Raw genomic sequence first — 15,612 nt, forward strand, 5'->3', positions numbered from 1 at the left:
ACCTCTCCGAATCTGACGGGTCGTCAGATTCTACGCACCGCCGACGGGCCTCCCGGGCTCAGCGCCGGATGTGGCCCATGCGGCCTGCCCGGAAGTCCTCCACGGCCTCCACGAGCTGCTGGCGCGTGTTCATCACGAAGGGGCCGTAGCGCGCGACCGGCTCCCGCAGCGGGCGACCGCTCACGACGATGCACTCCCCCGGCTGGCCCGCCCCGCCCAGGACCACGTCCGAGACCGCTCCTTCCGACACATCCTCCCGCGCCGGCGTGAAGCGGGCGAGTGTGCCGTCGCCCAGGGGCGAGAACGCTGATCCGACGGCCACGGCACCGCTGAGGACGTAGGCGAACACCTCGTGGTCGTCGGGCACCGGAAGTCGGACAGGCGCGTACCCGCTTGCGGTGACGTGCGCGTACAGGAAAGGGCTGTGCGTTTCGACGGGCCCGGTCACCTCCGCCACGGTGCCCGCGATGACGCGGGCGCTCACGCCGTATGCGAGCGACACGGTGGGAATCTCGTCGGCCCGCACGTCCTGGTAGCGCGGCGGGACCATCTTCTTCGCCGCGGGAAGGTTGACCCAGAGCTGGAGGAAGTGTGAACGGCCGCCATGGCGCCGGATCCTCGCCGACGGCATCTCGGAGTGCACGACGCCCGAGCCTGCGGTCATCCACTGGACATCGCCGGCGCGGAGTAGACCCCGGTTCCCCGCAGAGTCCTCGTGCTCGCCCTCGCCCTCGATGATGTACGTGACGGTCTCGAAGCCGCGGTGCGGGTGGTCGGGGGCTCCCTTCGCCTCGCCCGGCGCGTAGTCGCGCGGACCGACGTGGTCGAGCAGGAGAAAGGGGTCGACGGCATCGACCCGGGGTGTCGGGAACGCGCGCCGGACCTCGAAGCCCTCCCCCTCCACCGTGTGCTGGGCCGGCTCGAGGCCGGCAACCGCCCGTTCCGGCGCCATCTCCTGCTCCCGACTGTCGTGACACCACCGATGCTCCCGCGGCACAACACCGCCGGGGCCTCGTTGCTTCCCGAGGTGCCGTAGCGTGTGACCCGATGACGGCGAGCCCGCACGTGGCGGAGCGGCACCTCGATCCGCTGGCTCCGGGATTCTTCGACGACCCCTACCCGCAGTACCGAGCCGCCCGCGAGGTGGCGCCCGTGCACTTCACCGACTTCGGTGCGTGGCTCGTGCTCGGCCACGACGACGTCGTGCACGTGCTGCGCGACCAGACGCTGTCCGTGGAGGGCGAGAAGGTCGGGATGAGTCGGCGCAATGCCGAGTTCGAGGCGGCGCTCGACACCACCGACGACCGCGATCGGCGGTCGATCCTCGACATGGACCCTCCCGACCACACGCGTATCCGACGGCTGTTCCAGATGGCGTTCACGCCACGCAGGATCGAGGGCCTCGCCGACCGGATCCAGGCGCTGGTCGACGACGCGCTCGACGCCGCCGCGGGCGACGGCTCCATGGACGTCATCGCCGACCTGGCCTTTCCGCTCCCCTTCACCGTGATCTCCGAGATGCTCGGCATGCCCGACGGCGACACGCACCAGCTCCGAGCGTGGTCGCACACGCTCGCGGGGACCCTCGATCCGCTCGTGGAGCCCGAGCTCATCCGCGAGGCGATCGAGGCCTCCGACCACATGGGGCGTCACATCGAAGATGTCATCGCCTGGAAACGCCGGGAGCCGGGCGACGATCTCCTGAGCGCGCTGATCGCAGCCGAGGACGCGGGCGACGTCCTCACCCACCAGGAGCTCCGTAACCAGGTGGTCCTCCTCTACATCGCGGGCCACGAGACGACGGTGAACCTCATCGGCAACGGAGCGCTTGCCCTGCTGCGGGCGCCGGACCAGCTCGCCCGGTGGCACGAGGAGCCCGACGTCGGGCCGAACGCCGTGGAGGAGCTGCTGCGCTACGACAGCCCCGTCCAGTTCTCACGGCGCTTCACCCTGGAGGACATCGACGTCGGCGGGGTGACGATCCCCGCGCGCAGCCTTGTGCTCACGTGCCTGGGATCGGCCAACCACGACCCGGCTGTGTTCGGCGACGACGCCGACGACCTCCGGCTCGACCGGCACGCGGCACCTCATCACGTGTCGTTCGGCAACGGCATCCACCACTGCGTGGGAGCGGCCCTGGCGCGCCTGGAGGCCCGCCTGGCGCTGGGCACACTCGTGCAGCGGTTCCCCGACATGACCCTGGCGACCGACGAGCCCGCGTGGAACGGCCGGCTCGTGCTCCGGGGCCTCGACCGCCTGCCCGTCACGCTCCGGTGAGCACGCCCGCCACGACCGAGCCGGGGGGATGGAGCGCCGGCGGTCAGTCGTCGCCGCCGGGGCGCCGGTAGCGGAGAAAGAGGAAGCCGTCCTCCTCGAGGACGTGGAGGAGCTCCAGTTCGAGTGGGCCGGGCAGTACGTCGCCGGCCACGATGCGGTCGGCACCACCCGACACCAGCAGCGGCGACACCGTGAGGCAGACCTCGTCGACCAACCCGGCAGACAGAAGGTGGCCGTTGAGGTGCGGGCCCCCCTCGCACAGGGCCACGCGGGCGCCCAGCTCACCCAGCGCCCGCAGGGCCGCATCCAGGTCGACGTCATCGTCACCCGCCTCCACGACGTCGGCGACCTCGCGTGCGTGGGTCACTCTGTCGCGTGGTGCCGAGGTCGTGGTCAGGAGCAGTGGGCGGGAGGTCGGTTCCGCGAACAGTCGACCGCCGTAGTCGAGCGATGCCGAGCGCGTGACGACCGCCACACGCGCGATCGGCCACGCGCCGTGGGCCTCACGCATCGCTCGCTCCGCGGAGTCGGTCGCGGGCGGGCCGTACCTCTCGGCACGCACGGTGCCCGCCCCTACGAGAATCACGTCGGGGAACGTGCGCAGCGCCCGGAACAGCCTCTTGTCGGCATCGCTGGCGAGCCCCCCCGACCGCCCGTCCACCGTGACCGCTCCGTCGAGGGACGCCACCATGTTGAGCACGACCCACGGTCGGTCGTCATGGAGGTCTCGCTCACCGGCGTACTGCTCGAGCACATCGACGTCGTGCGCGGGGTCCGGGAAGAGTCGCTGCATAGGATGCGGAGCGTAGTGCGGTCTCCCCGAGCTTCGGCCCCGTCCTTCGAGCAACCCGGCAGGAACGATGATCGTCAACATTCTCGCCGTGCTCGTGGGTGTGGTTCTCCTCGCCTTCGCCGCCGACCAGTTCGTGATCGGCGGCGCCTCGCTCTCGCGTGCGCTGCGGGTTCCTCCCATCGTCGTCGGCGTCGTCGTGATGGGGTTCGGGACGTCAGCGCCCGAGATGATCGTGTCGTCGATCGCCGCAGCCGACGGCCACCTCGACCTGGCGGTCGGGAACATCGTGGGCTCCAACCTCGCCAACCTGTCACTGCTCCTCGGGGTCGGGGCGATCATCACCACGATCACGGTCTCGTCCGACACCGTGAGGCGCGAAGGGCCGATCGCCCTCGTGGCCGCGGTCACGTTCTGGGTCCTCGTCCAGGGTGACGCCGCTGTGTGGAAGGGCCTCGTCCTGCTGGGCGGCCTCGCCCTCGCCCTGGGTCGGACTCTCTACGCCGGCGTCCGGGGAAACGCGGAGGACCAACTGGGTGTCGACCTCGACGAGTTCGTCGGCCCGGCGCCCCGCGTTCCGGTGGAGGTCGCGAGGACGCTCGCCGGGCTCATCGGGACGCTCGTCGGGGCGCAGACCCTGTTGTTCGGGGCGACGAACATCGCCGAGGACGCCGGGCTGTCCGAGGGCTTCGTGGGCGTGAGCCTCGTCGCGTTCGGCACCTCACTCCCCGAGTTGGTCACGGTCGTGCAGTCGGCGCGTCGGCGCGAGGTCGACCTGATCGTCGGCAACCTGCTCGGCAGCAACCTCTTCAACGTGCTCGCCGTCGGCGGCCTCGCCATGCTCTTCGGGTCGGGTCCCGTCGCCGACACCTCCCTGACCCTCACCGGGATGGCACTGGTCACGTTCGTCACAGCACTCGCCGGCATCTTCATGTGGACAGGACGGCAGATCAGTCGCGGTGAGGGCGCGGCGCTGATCGTCGTGTACGTCGTGTGCCTGGTGCTGCTGCGGATCTGACCGGCACCCACGAACCGACCCGGGCGGCACGGCCCCCGGGCGGGTTCGAGGGTCGCTCACGGAGAGACGTTCAACGCCTCCAACACCCGCACCGCGAGCTCCGCGTCACCCTCTGTCTCTACGAGGCCGTCCGCCAGTGCGTCCGCGGCCGTCATGCGCCCGCCCGCCAGACGGCAGTAGACCTCGGATGCCATGGTGAGCCGTGCCGTCGGATCCTCGGGGACGGAATCGAGCACGGCCGCCCGACCGTCGACTCCGATCGCGACCGTGCGCGGGACTCCCCCGGTGAGCTCGAGCACGACCGACGAGCCGTCGGAGGCCCCGGCACGCTTCCCCACGACCATCGGTGCACTGCGCAACAGCCAGTCGACGGCGTCGTCGGCGTTCGGTCCGTCGAGGCTTCCCGGGCAGCCGACCGCACGACGGATGTCCTGCTCGTGCATCCAGATGTCGAAGGCGCGAATGCGCATGAACACGCGGTAGGGCGCCTCCCCGACCGGGGTGAAGCCGGGCCTGTCGAAGTCCTCGGCGCTCATCGCCCGCAGCGCGTCGAGCCGTTCTCCGACCACATCGCGGTACGCGGCGAGAACCTCGTCGCCGGTGTGCGAACGGTAGGCCTCGACCCAGGCCTCGTTGAACTCCCCCAACGCGCTCGTCACATGGGGATAGTCACCCCGGGGCAGCTCGGGCACCTCGTGCCCGAGCAGCATCCGCTCGGTCCCGATCACGTGGGCCACGTTGTCGCGCACGCTCCAGCCGGGAAGGTCGGTGGGCCTGTCCCAGTCGCCGGGATCGAGCTCCCCACAGAGGGCGTCGAGAGCTACGAACTCGGAGGCCAGCAGGTCGACGACGGGCTCGGGCACGGGTGCCTCCTCGTGGTGTCGGAATCGTGGTTGTAGGGAATCGTGGTGGTCGTGGTGAACAGGGCGGCGGGGACGCGCCGCTACGGCGCCGGGTTCTGGATCGTCTGCCACTCCCGCGCCTCCAGATAGGGCGCGAAGAGCGCGCTGATGCGCTCCCAGTCGGCGGGAGCCTTGGGGCGTTGCATCTCGTGAAGATTCGGGAAGTCCTTCCACGCGAGAACGAGCTCCCAGAGGCGAACGGCATCGTCGCCGACGGGAGCGGGCGCGACGCTCGGACCGAAGAGGTTGGTCCCGTCGGGAAAGGAGAGGATCGGAACACCGAATCCGCCGAGGGCCACGGCGCGGTCATGGTCTGCACGCACCTCGTCGGCGGTCGTGGGATCGCTGACGGCCGCTTCGACGACGCCGGGGTCGAAGCCGGCGTCACCGAGCACCTCCGCATGGACACGGCGGTCGTGGGTGGGGACCGCGCGCTCGAAGAACGCCGAGCCGATCGCCGCGTACCACCGGTCGACCGCGTCCTGGCTCTCACGGCGGAGGTGGGCGCCCACCCGCATCTGCGAGAAACCCCACGCCCATGGCCGCTCCCAGGGATGGGGCCTGTCGTCGGGGCGGTTGATCTCCTCGAGGGAGAAGAACCGCCACCCGATGTCGAGACCTGTGGCAGCACGGACCTCGCGGATCCACAGCGACGCCTGGTACGCCCACGGGCACATCGGGTCGAGATGGAAGTCGACCGCGCTCGGCCACGAGCCATCGAGAGTGGGCGAGGCGTCGGTGTCGTCGGTGTCGTCGGCGTCGTCGGTGTCACTCACGTCGCGGCGAACCTACGGCGGGCACTCCCGAGGGTCAACTCGGCGGTATCGGCCTCTACGATGCCCGCCGTGGACGAGCACGGGTTCTTCGGCCTCCAGCCCACCGGCGACCCGCTGGTCTGGCGCTTCGATGTCGTGCCCCATCTGTGCTCGGGCATCGGTGCCCTCTTCGGCGGGTGTGGTCTCGGCGCGTGCGTCGAGGTGCTCGAGCACGCCCTCGGTCGGAGGCTCGTGTGGGCCACGGCGCAGTTCCTCTCGTACGCGATGCCGGGCTCCGTCGTGGAGATCCGCGTCAACGAGGCCGTCCGGGGCCACCAGATCTCCCAGGTCCGCGCCATCGGGAGCGTGGACGGGGAGGAGATCTTCACGGTCAACGCCGCGACGGGCGAGCGGCCCGAGAGGTTCCACGGCACATGGGCCATCCGCCCCGACGTGCCCCCGCCCGGAGAGTGCACCCCTCGGGAGATGGACGAGCGGCACCGCGGCACGCTGATGGACCGGCTCGACATGCGTCTCGCCGATGCCCGTCCCTTCGAGGACTTTCCGGTCACCGAGGGGAACGGCCGCTCCGCGCTCTGGGTCCGCCTCGACGGCATGGACGTGAGCGCAGCAGTTCTCAGCGTCTTCGGTGACTACGTTCCGTTCGGGATCTCGCAGGCACTCGGTGAACGCGTGGGGGGCAACAGTCTCGACAACACGATCCGGGTCCTGAACCGGAGCGCCTCCCAGTGGGTCCTGGCCGACATCCGCGTCCAGGGTCTGAGCGACGGGTTCGGACACGGGGTGGTCCACCTGTGGGGTGAGGACGGCACTCTGCTCGGCTCCGCCGCGCAGTCGACGATCGTGCGGGCCTGGAAGGACCAGGACCCCCGCCGCTGAGACTCTTGGTACTGCGCGCAGAATCCGGGCACAGGCGGTAACGGTCTTGCGACAGTGCGACGATGCCGGGAATTCTGGACGGATGGAAACGGACGCAGAAAGACATCCGGGCTCGGACACGTCACCCGCTGTCGCGGAGACGCACCTGTCGACGGTGTTCCTCGTCGGTGGGCAGGCCTACAAGGTCCTGAAGCCAGTTGCCTTCGAGTTCGTCGATCTGTCGACATCCCAGGCCCGACGCTCCGCGTGCGAGCGCGAGGTCGCCCTCAACAGGCGAATCGCACCGGACATCTACCTCGGTGTCGCCACCTACGAACCACACGACGGCGGTGAGTCGGAACCGGTGATCGTCATGAAGCGGATGCCGGCCGGGCGCTCACTCGAGCACCTGGTACGAAGTGGCGCCGACGCGACGGAGTGCGTTCGGCAGGTGGCGCGCACCGTTGCCGCGTTCCACGCGGATGCGGACCGGTCCGCCGCGGTGACGGACCGCGCCCGTCCCGACGTGGTTCGTCGGCGGTGGCAGGAGAACATCTCCGAGCTGCGTCGGGTCGGGCACGTCCTCGGCCCGACAACGCTGGAGGAACTGGATGCCGTCGACACCCTCGGGCAGCGCTACCTGTCCGGGCGGGGCCCGCTCCTCGATCGCCGGATCTCGGAGGGCGCGGTCTGCGACGGGCACGGCGATCTTCTGGCAGCCGACATCTACTGCCTCGACGACGCGCCGCGGATTCTCGACTGCCTGGCGTTCCGCGACGACTTCCGGTCGGTCGACGTCATCGCCGACGTCGCCTTCCTCGCCATGGACCTCGAGCGGCTCGGGCGGGCCGGCCTCGCCCGGCAGCTGCTCGACGACTACCGGGAGTTCAGCGGCGACACGGCACCGGCGTCCCTGACCGAGCACGCGCTGTGCGACCGTGCACTCATACGCTCGAAGGTGGCCGCGCTCCGCGCGATCGGGGGAGGCACACAGGGGTCACCGGAGGCAGTCGCGCTGTTGGCGGCCGCCGCCGACCACGCCGACCGTGCCCGGGTCCGGATGGTCCTCGTCGGAGGACTCCCCGGCACCGGGAAGACGACGCTGGCCTCCGGGCTGGCCGACGACACCGGCTTCGTGCTCCTCCGCTCGGACACGATCCGTCGGGAGCTCGCACGGGAGTCGGGCATCAGCTACGACGACTCGAGCAAGGACTCGGTCTACGACGAGATGCTGCGGCGTGCCGGTACGTTGCTCGCGAACGGTGAGAGCGTGGTCCTCGACGCCTCGTGGACGGCGAGGCGGCACCGGCAGGAGGCCGAGGTGGTGGCGGAGCACACGATGACCGACGTCATCGCGCTCCGCACGGACCTTCCCCGTGAGGTGGCGTTCGAGCGGATCGAGCAGCGCCAGGCGCAGGGCACCGACGAGTCGCAGGCCACGCCGGCTGTCGCCTCCGAGCTCGCCCGGGTCGCCGACCCGTGGCCCGACGCGCACGTGCTCGACACGCTCCGATCCGCTGCTGAGACACAGCGGGGAGCCCGCGCTCTCGTTGGTGCGATCCCCGGAGGTTGGGTCGACACGCGGCCGGAGATCTCCTAGCCGGGATTCACCGGCCGGCTTCGAGCGTCGCCTCGAGAGCTGCCACGCGGCCGAGGACGTCGAGCACGCTGTCGGGATTCAATGAGATCGAGTCGATCCCCTCCTCCACGAGCATCTCTGCGAAGTCGGTGTGGTCACTCGGTGCCTGGCCGCAGATCCCGACCTTGCAGTCGTGCTCGTGGGCGACGGTGATCACCTGACGGATCATCCGGACGACTGCCTCGTTTCGCTCATCGAAGATGTGGGCGAGGACCTCCGAGTCCCGGTCGACACCGAGGGTGAGTTGCGTGAGGTCGTTGCTGCCGATCGAGAAGCCGTCGAAGCGCTCGGCGAACTGGTCGGCCAGCACGACGTTCGAGGGGATCTCGCACATCACGTAGACCTCCAGGCCGTTCTCGCCCCGACGCAGACCGGCATCTGCCATCACCTCGAGGACCCTGTCGGCCTCCTCGATCGTCCGGCAGAACGGAATCATGACCAACACGTTCTGGAGTCCGATCTCCTCCCGAAGCCTGCGGATGGCCCGACACTCGAGGAGGAAGCCGTCGCGGTAGCGGTCGTCGTAGTAGCGCGACGCTCCGCGAAACCCGATCATCGGGTTGTCCTCAGCGAACTCGAAGTCGCGGCCTCCGATCAGGTCGGCGTACTCGTTCGTCTTGAAGTCGCTCATCCGGACGATCACCGGCTCGGGATGACGCGACACCGCCAGCCGGGCGAGCCCCGAGGCGAGACGGTCGACGAAGTACTCGGCAGGGTCGTCGTAGTCGCGAGTGAGGTGTGCGATCTCCGACCTCACGGAGGGATCGGTGACACGGTCGGGATGAGCGAGCGCCATCGGGTGGATCTTGATGGCGTCGTTGATGACGAACTCCATCCGGGCGAGACCGATGCCCCGTGCGGGCAACCGCCACCATCTGAACGCCGCGTCCGGGCTCGCGATGTTGAGCATGATGCGGGTCCGGGTCTCGGGCATCTCCCCGACGTCGAGCTCCTCGGTCTCGAACTCGAGGAGCCCGTCGTACACCTGGCCCGTGGAACCTCCCGCGCAGGAGACGGTGACATCCTGGCCGTCGGTGAGCTCGGCCGTCGCGTGCTCGGTACCGACCACGGCCGGCACGCCGAGTTCCCGGCACACGATCGCGGCGTGGCACGTGCGTCCACCGTGGTCGGTGACGACCGCACCCGCCCGGCGCATCAGTGGCACCCAGTCGGGATCGGTCATGTCGGCCACGAGGACGTCTCCCTCCTCGAACCGACCGAAATCGTCGGGGCCGGCAATGCGGCGGGCGCGGCCGGAAGCGATCCGGGCACCCACGGCCGTTCCCGTGAGAAGGACCCGTCCTTCCTCGCACAGGGTGCTGACCTCGAGCGCATTGCCGCGTCGGGACTCCACCGTCTCGGGGCGCGCCTGGAGGATGAACAGCTCTCCGGAAACCCCGTCCTTGGCCCACTCGAGATCCATCGGCCTCCCGTAGTGGCGCTCGACCGCCACAGCCCAACGGGCGAGCTGGAGGACCTCGTGGTCGTCGAGGACGAAACGGGCCCGCTCCTCGCCCGACGTGGGAACGTTGGCCGTTCCGTCGACGGTGGCGACCATCCGTCGCTCCTTGGAGCCCTTGCGGCGGTCGATGATCGGCACGATCGAGGAATCGTCGAGCGGGGCTTTGAACACCCAGTAGGCATCGGGGTCGACCGCGCCCTGCACCACGTTCTCGCCCAGGCCCCACGCCCCCTCGATGACGACGACTCCGGGGAAACCCGTTTCCGGGTCGAGGGTGAACATGACCCCTGACGCGCCGGTACCGGCCCGCACCATCTGTTGCACGCCGACCGAGAGAGCGACGTCGCCGTGGTCGAAACCGTGCTCCTCGCGGTATGCAATCGCCCGGTCGGTGAACAACGAGGCAAAACAACGCCGGACGGCATCCAGGAGAGCCTCACGACCGCGAACGTTCAGGAACGTCTCCTGTTGGCCTGCGAAACTGGCATCGGGAAGATCCTCCGCCGTCGCGCTCGACCGAACTGCGACAGCTCCGTCGTCATCGGCCAGGTCGACGTACGCGGAACCGACGTCGTCCACAAGGGCGTCGGACATGTCCCCTGCCAGGAAAGCGCTCCGCAGTGCAGCGCCGACGTCGCGAAGCGACGACCGACCTGATCCCAGAGCCTCGACCTGCTCCTTGACAATGATGTCGAGCCCATTGGTGGTCACGAAGTCGCGGTAGGCGGCAGCAGTCGTCGCGAAGCCACCCGGCACACGCACGCCCTCGCTCTCGAGCGACTGGATCATCTCCCCCAGTGAGGCGTTCTTACCGCCGACCACGGCGACATCGCCCATGCCGGCCTTCTCGAGCGGAACGACCAACGACTCGCTCATCCCGGCCACCTCTACTTCCCGGCCACCTCTTCTTCTTCCTCTGCGCGCTCCGCATCCGCGTGCCGACACGGCGCGACGCCCCTCACTTCAGGGTAGGGGTCGACTCCGGTTCCGGTAAGGGTCGAAGGTCCCCTCCGGAGTGCGGCACGGTTCGTCGTGCGGCATCATCGGGGCGGGTGGATCGGTGGATCCGGCGGCCATCGATCGCTCGTCGGCGTGCACCGAGGAGTGCGAGCACTCGAGGAGAGGCACAGGGGAGTCGCGATGGCATCTCCGGACACTGCACCCCACGGTGGTCGTGTCTGCATCGACGGGAATGAGGCGGTCGCACAGGTCGCCCATGCCCTCAGTGAGGTGATCGCCATCTACCCGATCACTCCAGCATCGCCGATGGGCGAATACGCGGACGTGTGGTCGGCGGCCGGACGCAGCAACGTCTGGGGCACGGTTCCCGAGGTCGTCGAGATGCAGGCGGAGGGCGGCGCCGCCGGCGCGCTGCACGGCGCCGTCACCGAAGGTGCCCTCGCGACGACGTTCACGGCCTCCCAGGGACTCCTTCTCATGATCCCCAACCTGTTCAAGATCGCCGGTGAGCTGACACCGGCGGTCGTCCACGTGGCTGCTCGCACGGTCGCCACCCACGCACTGTCGATCTTCGGTGACCACAGTGACGTGATGGCCGCACGGTCGACGGGGTGCGCCATGCTGTGCTCGTCGTCGGTTCAGGAGGCACACGACCTCGCGGCCGTTGCACACGGCGCCACACTCGCCGGACGTGTGCCCTTCCTCCACTTCTTCGACGGCTTCCGGACCTCCCACGAGATCAACACGATCCGCACCCTCGACTCGTCCGATCTCCGGGCGCTCATCGACGACGAGGACGTGCTGGCCCACCGCGAACGTGGCCTGAGCCCCGAGAATCCGTCGCTCCGGGGCTCGGCACAGAACCCCGACGTGTTCTTCCAGGCCCGGGAAGCGGTCAACGCCTACTACGACTCACTTCCCGCCATCGTGGCCGACCGGATGGAACGTCTCGCCGGTCAGACGGGCCGGCGTTACGGCCTGGTCGACTACGAGGGTGCACCCGACGCCGAGCGGGTTCTGGTCCTCATGGGCTCGGGGGCGGGTGCCGCCCGCGAGGCCGTCCGCGCGCTGTCCGCAGAAGGAGAGCGCGTGGGGGTCGCGGTGATCCGCCTGTTCCGTCCCTTCCCGGTCGACGCGTTCCTCGAGGCACTCCCCGACACGACGCGCGCTGTAGCGGTCCTCGACCGCACGAAGGAACCCGGAGCGGTCGGCGAGCCTCTCTTCACGGATGTCATATCCGTCCTCGCCGAGACGGCCGACACCGGCGACCGGGCGCCCGTGCACGTCGTAGGTGGGCGCTACGGGCTCTCGTCCAAGGAGTTCACCCCGGCCATGGCGAAGGCGGCGTTGGACGAGCTGACGAGTGAGGAGCCGCAGCGGAGGTTCACTGTCGGCATCGTCGACGACGTCACGCGCCTCAGTCTTCCGGTCGACCCCGGGTTCCGCAGCAACCAGGCGCCGACCCGTGCCGTGTTCTTCGCCCTGGGCTCCGACGGTACCGTGAGCGCCAACAAGTCCTCGATCCGGATCATCGGCGAGCAAGGCGGGCAGGAGGCGCAGGGCTACTTCGTCTACGACTCCCGCAAGGCCGGCGCGACGACCGTCTCACACCTTCGATTCGGCCCGGAACCCATCGAGTCGACATACCTCGTCGACGACGCCGACTTCGTCGCATGCCATCAGTTCCACATGTTGAACGACGTCGATGTCCTGGCACCGGCACGACCGGGGGCGACGTTCCTGCTCAACGCCCCGTACGCGCCCGACGAGGTGTGGGACAACCTCCCTGTCGAGATCCAGGAAAGGCTGATCGACGACGGTATCGAGCTGTGGATCGTCGACGCACACCGGATCGCGAGCGAGTTGGGGCTCGCCGGGCGAATCAACACGGTCATGCAGACCTGCTTCTTCGATCTCACCAGCGCGCTCGAGACCGAGGAGGCGATCCGACACGTGAAGGCGTCGATCGAGTCGGTGTACGCGAAGGCGGGACCCGAGGTGGTGCGCCGGAACCTCGACGCGGTTGACCGGTCGCTCGAGGCGCTCTGTCGAGTCGAGATCCCCCGGACTGCGACGAGCGGGATCTCGCGGCGGCAGCGCATTCCCGACGACGCACCCGACTTCGTCCGCCGGGTCACCGCCCGGCTGCTGGCCGGAGAGGGTGACCTACTTCCCGTGAGCGCGCTTCCCGTCGACGGGATCTTTCCCACGGATACGGCGTGCTACGAGAAGCGGGGCCTCGCCCACGAGATCCCCATCTGGGAGCCCGACCTCTGCATCGACTGCGGGAAGTGCGCGATCGTCTGTCCGCATGCCGCGATCCGGATGAAGGTCTACCGACCCGACACACTCGAGGAACTCCCCGGCGAGATCCCGACGAAGTCGTTCCGTTCGCGCGAGGCCGACGGCCTATCGCTCACGATCCAGGTGGCCCCCGACGACTGCACGGGATGTGGGATCTGTGTCGACGTGTGCCCCGCACACAGCAAGTCGGAGGTTCGCCACAAGGCGATCAACATGCGGTCGGCCGCCGACCATCGAGACGTGGAGCGCGGCCACTTCGAGCGCTTTCTCGCAGTCCCCGAGATCGACCGGCGGCTCCTCGCACACGATTCGGTGAAGGGCTCCCAGATTCTCGAGCCGCTCTTCGAGTTCTCGGGCGCGTGTGCCGGATGCGGGGAAACGCCGTACCTGAAGCTCCTCACCCAGCTCTTCGGCGATCGTCTGATCGTGGCCAATGCGACGGGCTGCTCGTCGATCTACGGCGGGAATCTCCCCACGACGCCGTGGGCCAGGAACGACGACGGCCGCGGGCCCGCGTGGTCCAACTCGCTCTTCGAGGACAACGCCGAGTTCGGCCTCGGGATGGGTCTGGGCCTCGACCGCCACGTGACGGAGGCGCGCCGTCTCCTGCGGAACCTCGCATCGACGGTCGGAACAGAGCTCGCAACCGACATTCTCGGCGCCGACCAGTCGACCGAAGCCGGCATCGCTGCCCAACGGGCACGGGTCTGTGAGTTGCGGACGCGCTTGGCGGACCTCGCCGGTGACGAGGCAGCGTTCCGACTCGCCAGTGTCGCCGATCGGCTGGTGCGCACGAGCGTCTGGATCGTCGGTGGCGATGGCTGGGCCTACGACATCGGGTTCGGGGGACTCGACCACACGCTCGCGTCGGGCCGCGACGTCAACATGCTCGTCCTCGACACGGAGGTCTACTCCAACACAGGAGGACAGGCGTCGAAGGCGACTCCCCGTGCGGCGGTCGCCAAGTTTGCAGCGGCGGGCAAGACGACCCCGAAGAAGGACCTCGGCGCGATCGCGATGGCGTACGGAAACGTGTACGTCGCGCAGGTCGCACTCGGCGGAAGTGACATCCAGACCGTCAGGGCATTCCAGGAAGCCGATGCGTGGCCGGGTCCGGCGCTCGTGATCGCCTACTCGACGTGCATCGCCCACGGCATCGACATGTCACGCTCGATGGGGCACCAGAAGGACGCTGTCCGGAGCGGGTACTGGCCCCTCTACCGTTTCCACCCCGGCCCGTCTGGCCATGAGCACCCCTTCCACCTCGACTCCCACGCGCCCACGATGTCCTTTCGTGATTTCGCCTCCGGCGAGGCACGCTTCGCCATGCTCGCCCGGTCAGATCCGGGGCGAGCCGACGCCCTCGCCGAGCTCGCCCAGGCCGACGTCGACGAGCGTTGGCGTTTCTACGAGCAGCTCGTCGGTATCGAACGTACGGTGCCCCATGTGTCCGCCGACGACGCTGCCGAGGCCCCCGGCGAGGACCGCGGTAGCGGCAACCCCAACGACAACGAGGAGACGAACACGTGACCGACACGACCTCCGGACGACCCGACCTGACCACGCGCTACCTGGGCTTCGAACTGCGCTCTCCGCTCGTGGCGTCGGCATCTCCATTGACGGGATCGGTGGAAGGACTGCAACGCCTGGCCGACGCGGGTGCGGCCGCCCTCGTGATGCCGTCGCTCTTCGAGGAGCAGCTCGTCCACGACCAGGTGCAGATCCAGGCCTACCTCGACACCGGGGCCGAGAGCTTCGGAGAGGCACAGACGGTCGTACCCGAGCTCATCGACTACAACACAGGTCCCGAGCGGTATCTCGGGGTGCTGGCAGAGGCGCGTGAACGCGTGTCGGTTCCGCTGATCGCCAGCCTGAACGGAACGACGCTCGGCGGATGGGCCCGCTACGCGCACCAGTGCGAGCAGGCCGGTGCCGACGCACTGGAACTGAACGTCTACCTGCTCGCGTCCGACCCGTCCGAGTCAGCTGCGGTGGTGGAGGACCGCTACGTCGAGCTCGTGGAGACCGTCGTCTCGAGCGTGGGAATCCCGGTCGCCGTGAAGCTCGCCCCGTATTTCACCTCCTTCGGCCATCTCGCCCGGCGTCTCGCCGACGCCGGGGCGCAGGCCCTCGTGCTCTTCAACAGGTTCACCCGCCTCGACGTGGAACTCGAGAAGCTCGAAATCGAGCTCCCCATCGATCTGAGCACCCCCGCGGCCCTGGGGCTTCCACTGCGGTGGACGGGAATTCTCTTCGGTGAGGTCGACGCCGAGCTGGCGGTCTCGGGTGGGGTCCACTCGGGTTGCGACGCCGCCAAGGCTCTCCTGGTCGGCGCCGACGTCGCGATGATGACGTCGGCGGTTCTCCAGCGCGGGGAGTCGGCGTTCGCAGAGGTCGAGGACGAGCTCTCGACATGGCTCACCGAGAACGACTACGAGTCGGTGGCCCAGCTCCGGGGAAGCATGAGCCGGGCGCGTGTCCCGGACCCCTCGGTCTACGCGCGGGCCAACTACCTCCGGTCGCTGATCCACTACGCCGGCCGATACCGGCCCACACCGACCTGATGGCGGACCCCGTGGTAGACGCGTCGGCGCGTGCGATCGCAGGTCCGGTCGCAGCCGCGAGG

The 15,612-nt window shown here is 69.0% G+C and carries 11 protein-coding genes; 6 read left to right on the plus strand and 5 right to left on the minus strand.

Annotated elements, in window-relative coordinates; genetic code table 11:
- Positions 1–58: 58 nt before the first annotated feature.
- The gene (locus tag R3A49_06315) at positions 59–952 is read right to left on the minus strand and encodes a pirin family protein (protein ID MEZ5170342.1); all 894 of its coding nucleotides are present in this window, start codon (positions 950–952) and stop codon (positions 59–61) included.
- Between the two features lie 95 nt (positions 953–1,047).
- Between R3A49_06315 and R3A49_06320 the strand changes: the two genes are divergently transcribed.
- Positions 1,048–2,277, plus strand: a complete 1,230-nt coding sequence (locus tag R3A49_06320) for a cytochrome P450 (GenBank protein ID MEZ5170343.1) — start codon at positions 1,048–1,050, stop codon at positions 2,275–2,277.
- Between the two features lie 43 nt (positions 2,278–2,320).
- Here the strand turns inward: R3A49_06320 and R3A49_06325 are convergent, their stop codons facing one another.
- Complete coding sequence (locus R3A49_06325; GenBank protein MEZ5170344.1) at positions 2,321–3,070, minus strand: dihydrofolate reductase family protein; 750 nt, start codon at positions 3,068–3,070, stop codon at positions 2,321–2,323.
- A 67-nt stretch (positions 3,071–3,137) separates the two neighbouring features.
- On the opposite strand from R3A49_06325, the gene R3A49_06330 reads away from it, so the two are divergent.
- Positions 3,138–4,085, plus strand: coding sequence for a calcium/sodium antiporter (locus R3A49_06330; GenBank protein MEZ5170345.1), 948 nt, complete (start codon positions 3,138–3,140; stop codon positions 4,083–4,085).
- A 56-nt stretch (positions 4,086–4,141) separates the two neighbouring features.
- On the opposite strand, the gene R3A49_06335 is transcribed toward R3A49_06330, so the two are convergent.
- Complete coding sequence (locus tag R3A49_06335; GenBank protein MEZ5170346.1) at positions 4,142–4,948, minus strand: maleylpyruvate isomerase family mycothiol-dependent enzyme; 807 nt, start codon at positions 4,946–4,948, stop codon at positions 4,142–4,144.
- A gap of 80 nt (positions 4,949–5,028) precedes the next feature.
- Positions 5,029–5,763: a DsbA family protein gene (locus tag R3A49_06340; GenBank protein ID MEZ5170347.1), complete on the minus strand. Its 735-nt coding sequence runs from the start codon at positions 5,761–5,763 to the stop codon at positions 5,029–5,031.
- Positions 5,764–5,832: 69 nt separating this feature from the next.
- On the opposite strand from R3A49_06340, the gene R3A49_06345 reads away from it, so the two are divergent.
- A complete protein-coding gene (locus tag R3A49_06345) occupies positions 5,833–6,642 on the plus strand; it encodes a thioesterase family protein (GenBank protein ID MEZ5170348.1) in 810 nt (269 codons plus the stop codon).
- A gap of 82 nt (positions 6,643–6,724) precedes the next feature.
- Entirely contained in the window at positions 6,725–8,221 is a 1,497-nt protein-coding gene (locus tag R3A49_06350; GenBank protein MEZ5170349.1) for an AAA family ATPase, read from the plus strand.
- Between the two features lie 7 nt (positions 8,222–8,228).
- Here the strand turns inward: R3A49_06350 and ppsA are convergent, their stop codons facing one another.
- A complete protein-coding gene (gene ppsA, locus R3A49_06355; protein MEZ5170350.1) occupies positions 8,229–10,598 on the minus strand; it encodes a phosphoenolpyruvate synthase in 2,370 nt (789 codons plus the stop codon).
- A 264-nt stretch (positions 10,599–10,862) separates the two neighbouring features.
- Here ppsA and nifJ point away from each other — a divergent pair, with 264 nt between their 5' ends.
- Together nifJ and R3A49_06365 are read left to right on the plus strand one after the other, a co-directional pair.
- Positions 10,863–14,516 (plus strand): pyruvate:ferredoxin (flavodoxin) oxidoreductase, encoded by a 3,654-nt coding sequence (nifJ, locus tag R3A49_06360; GenBank protein MEZ5170351.1) that lies wholly within the window; start codon positions 10,863–10,865, stop codon positions 14,514–14,516.
- Positions 14,513–15,550 carry a dihydroorotate dehydrogenase-like protein gene (locus R3A49_06365; protein MEZ5170352.1) on the plus strand — a complete coding sequence of 346 codons (1,038 nt, stop codon included), beginning with the start codon at positions 14,513–14,515 and terminating at the stop codon, positions 15,548–15,550. The genes nifJ and R3A49_06365 overlap by 4 nt, the downstream gene beginning before the upstream one ends.
- Positions 15,551–15,612: the final 62 nt, after the last annotated feature.

The organism is Acidimicrobiia bacterium, assembly GCA_041394025.1.
Lineage (GTDB): Bacteria > Actinomycetota > Acidimicrobiia > IMCC26256 > JAOSJL01 > JAOSJL01.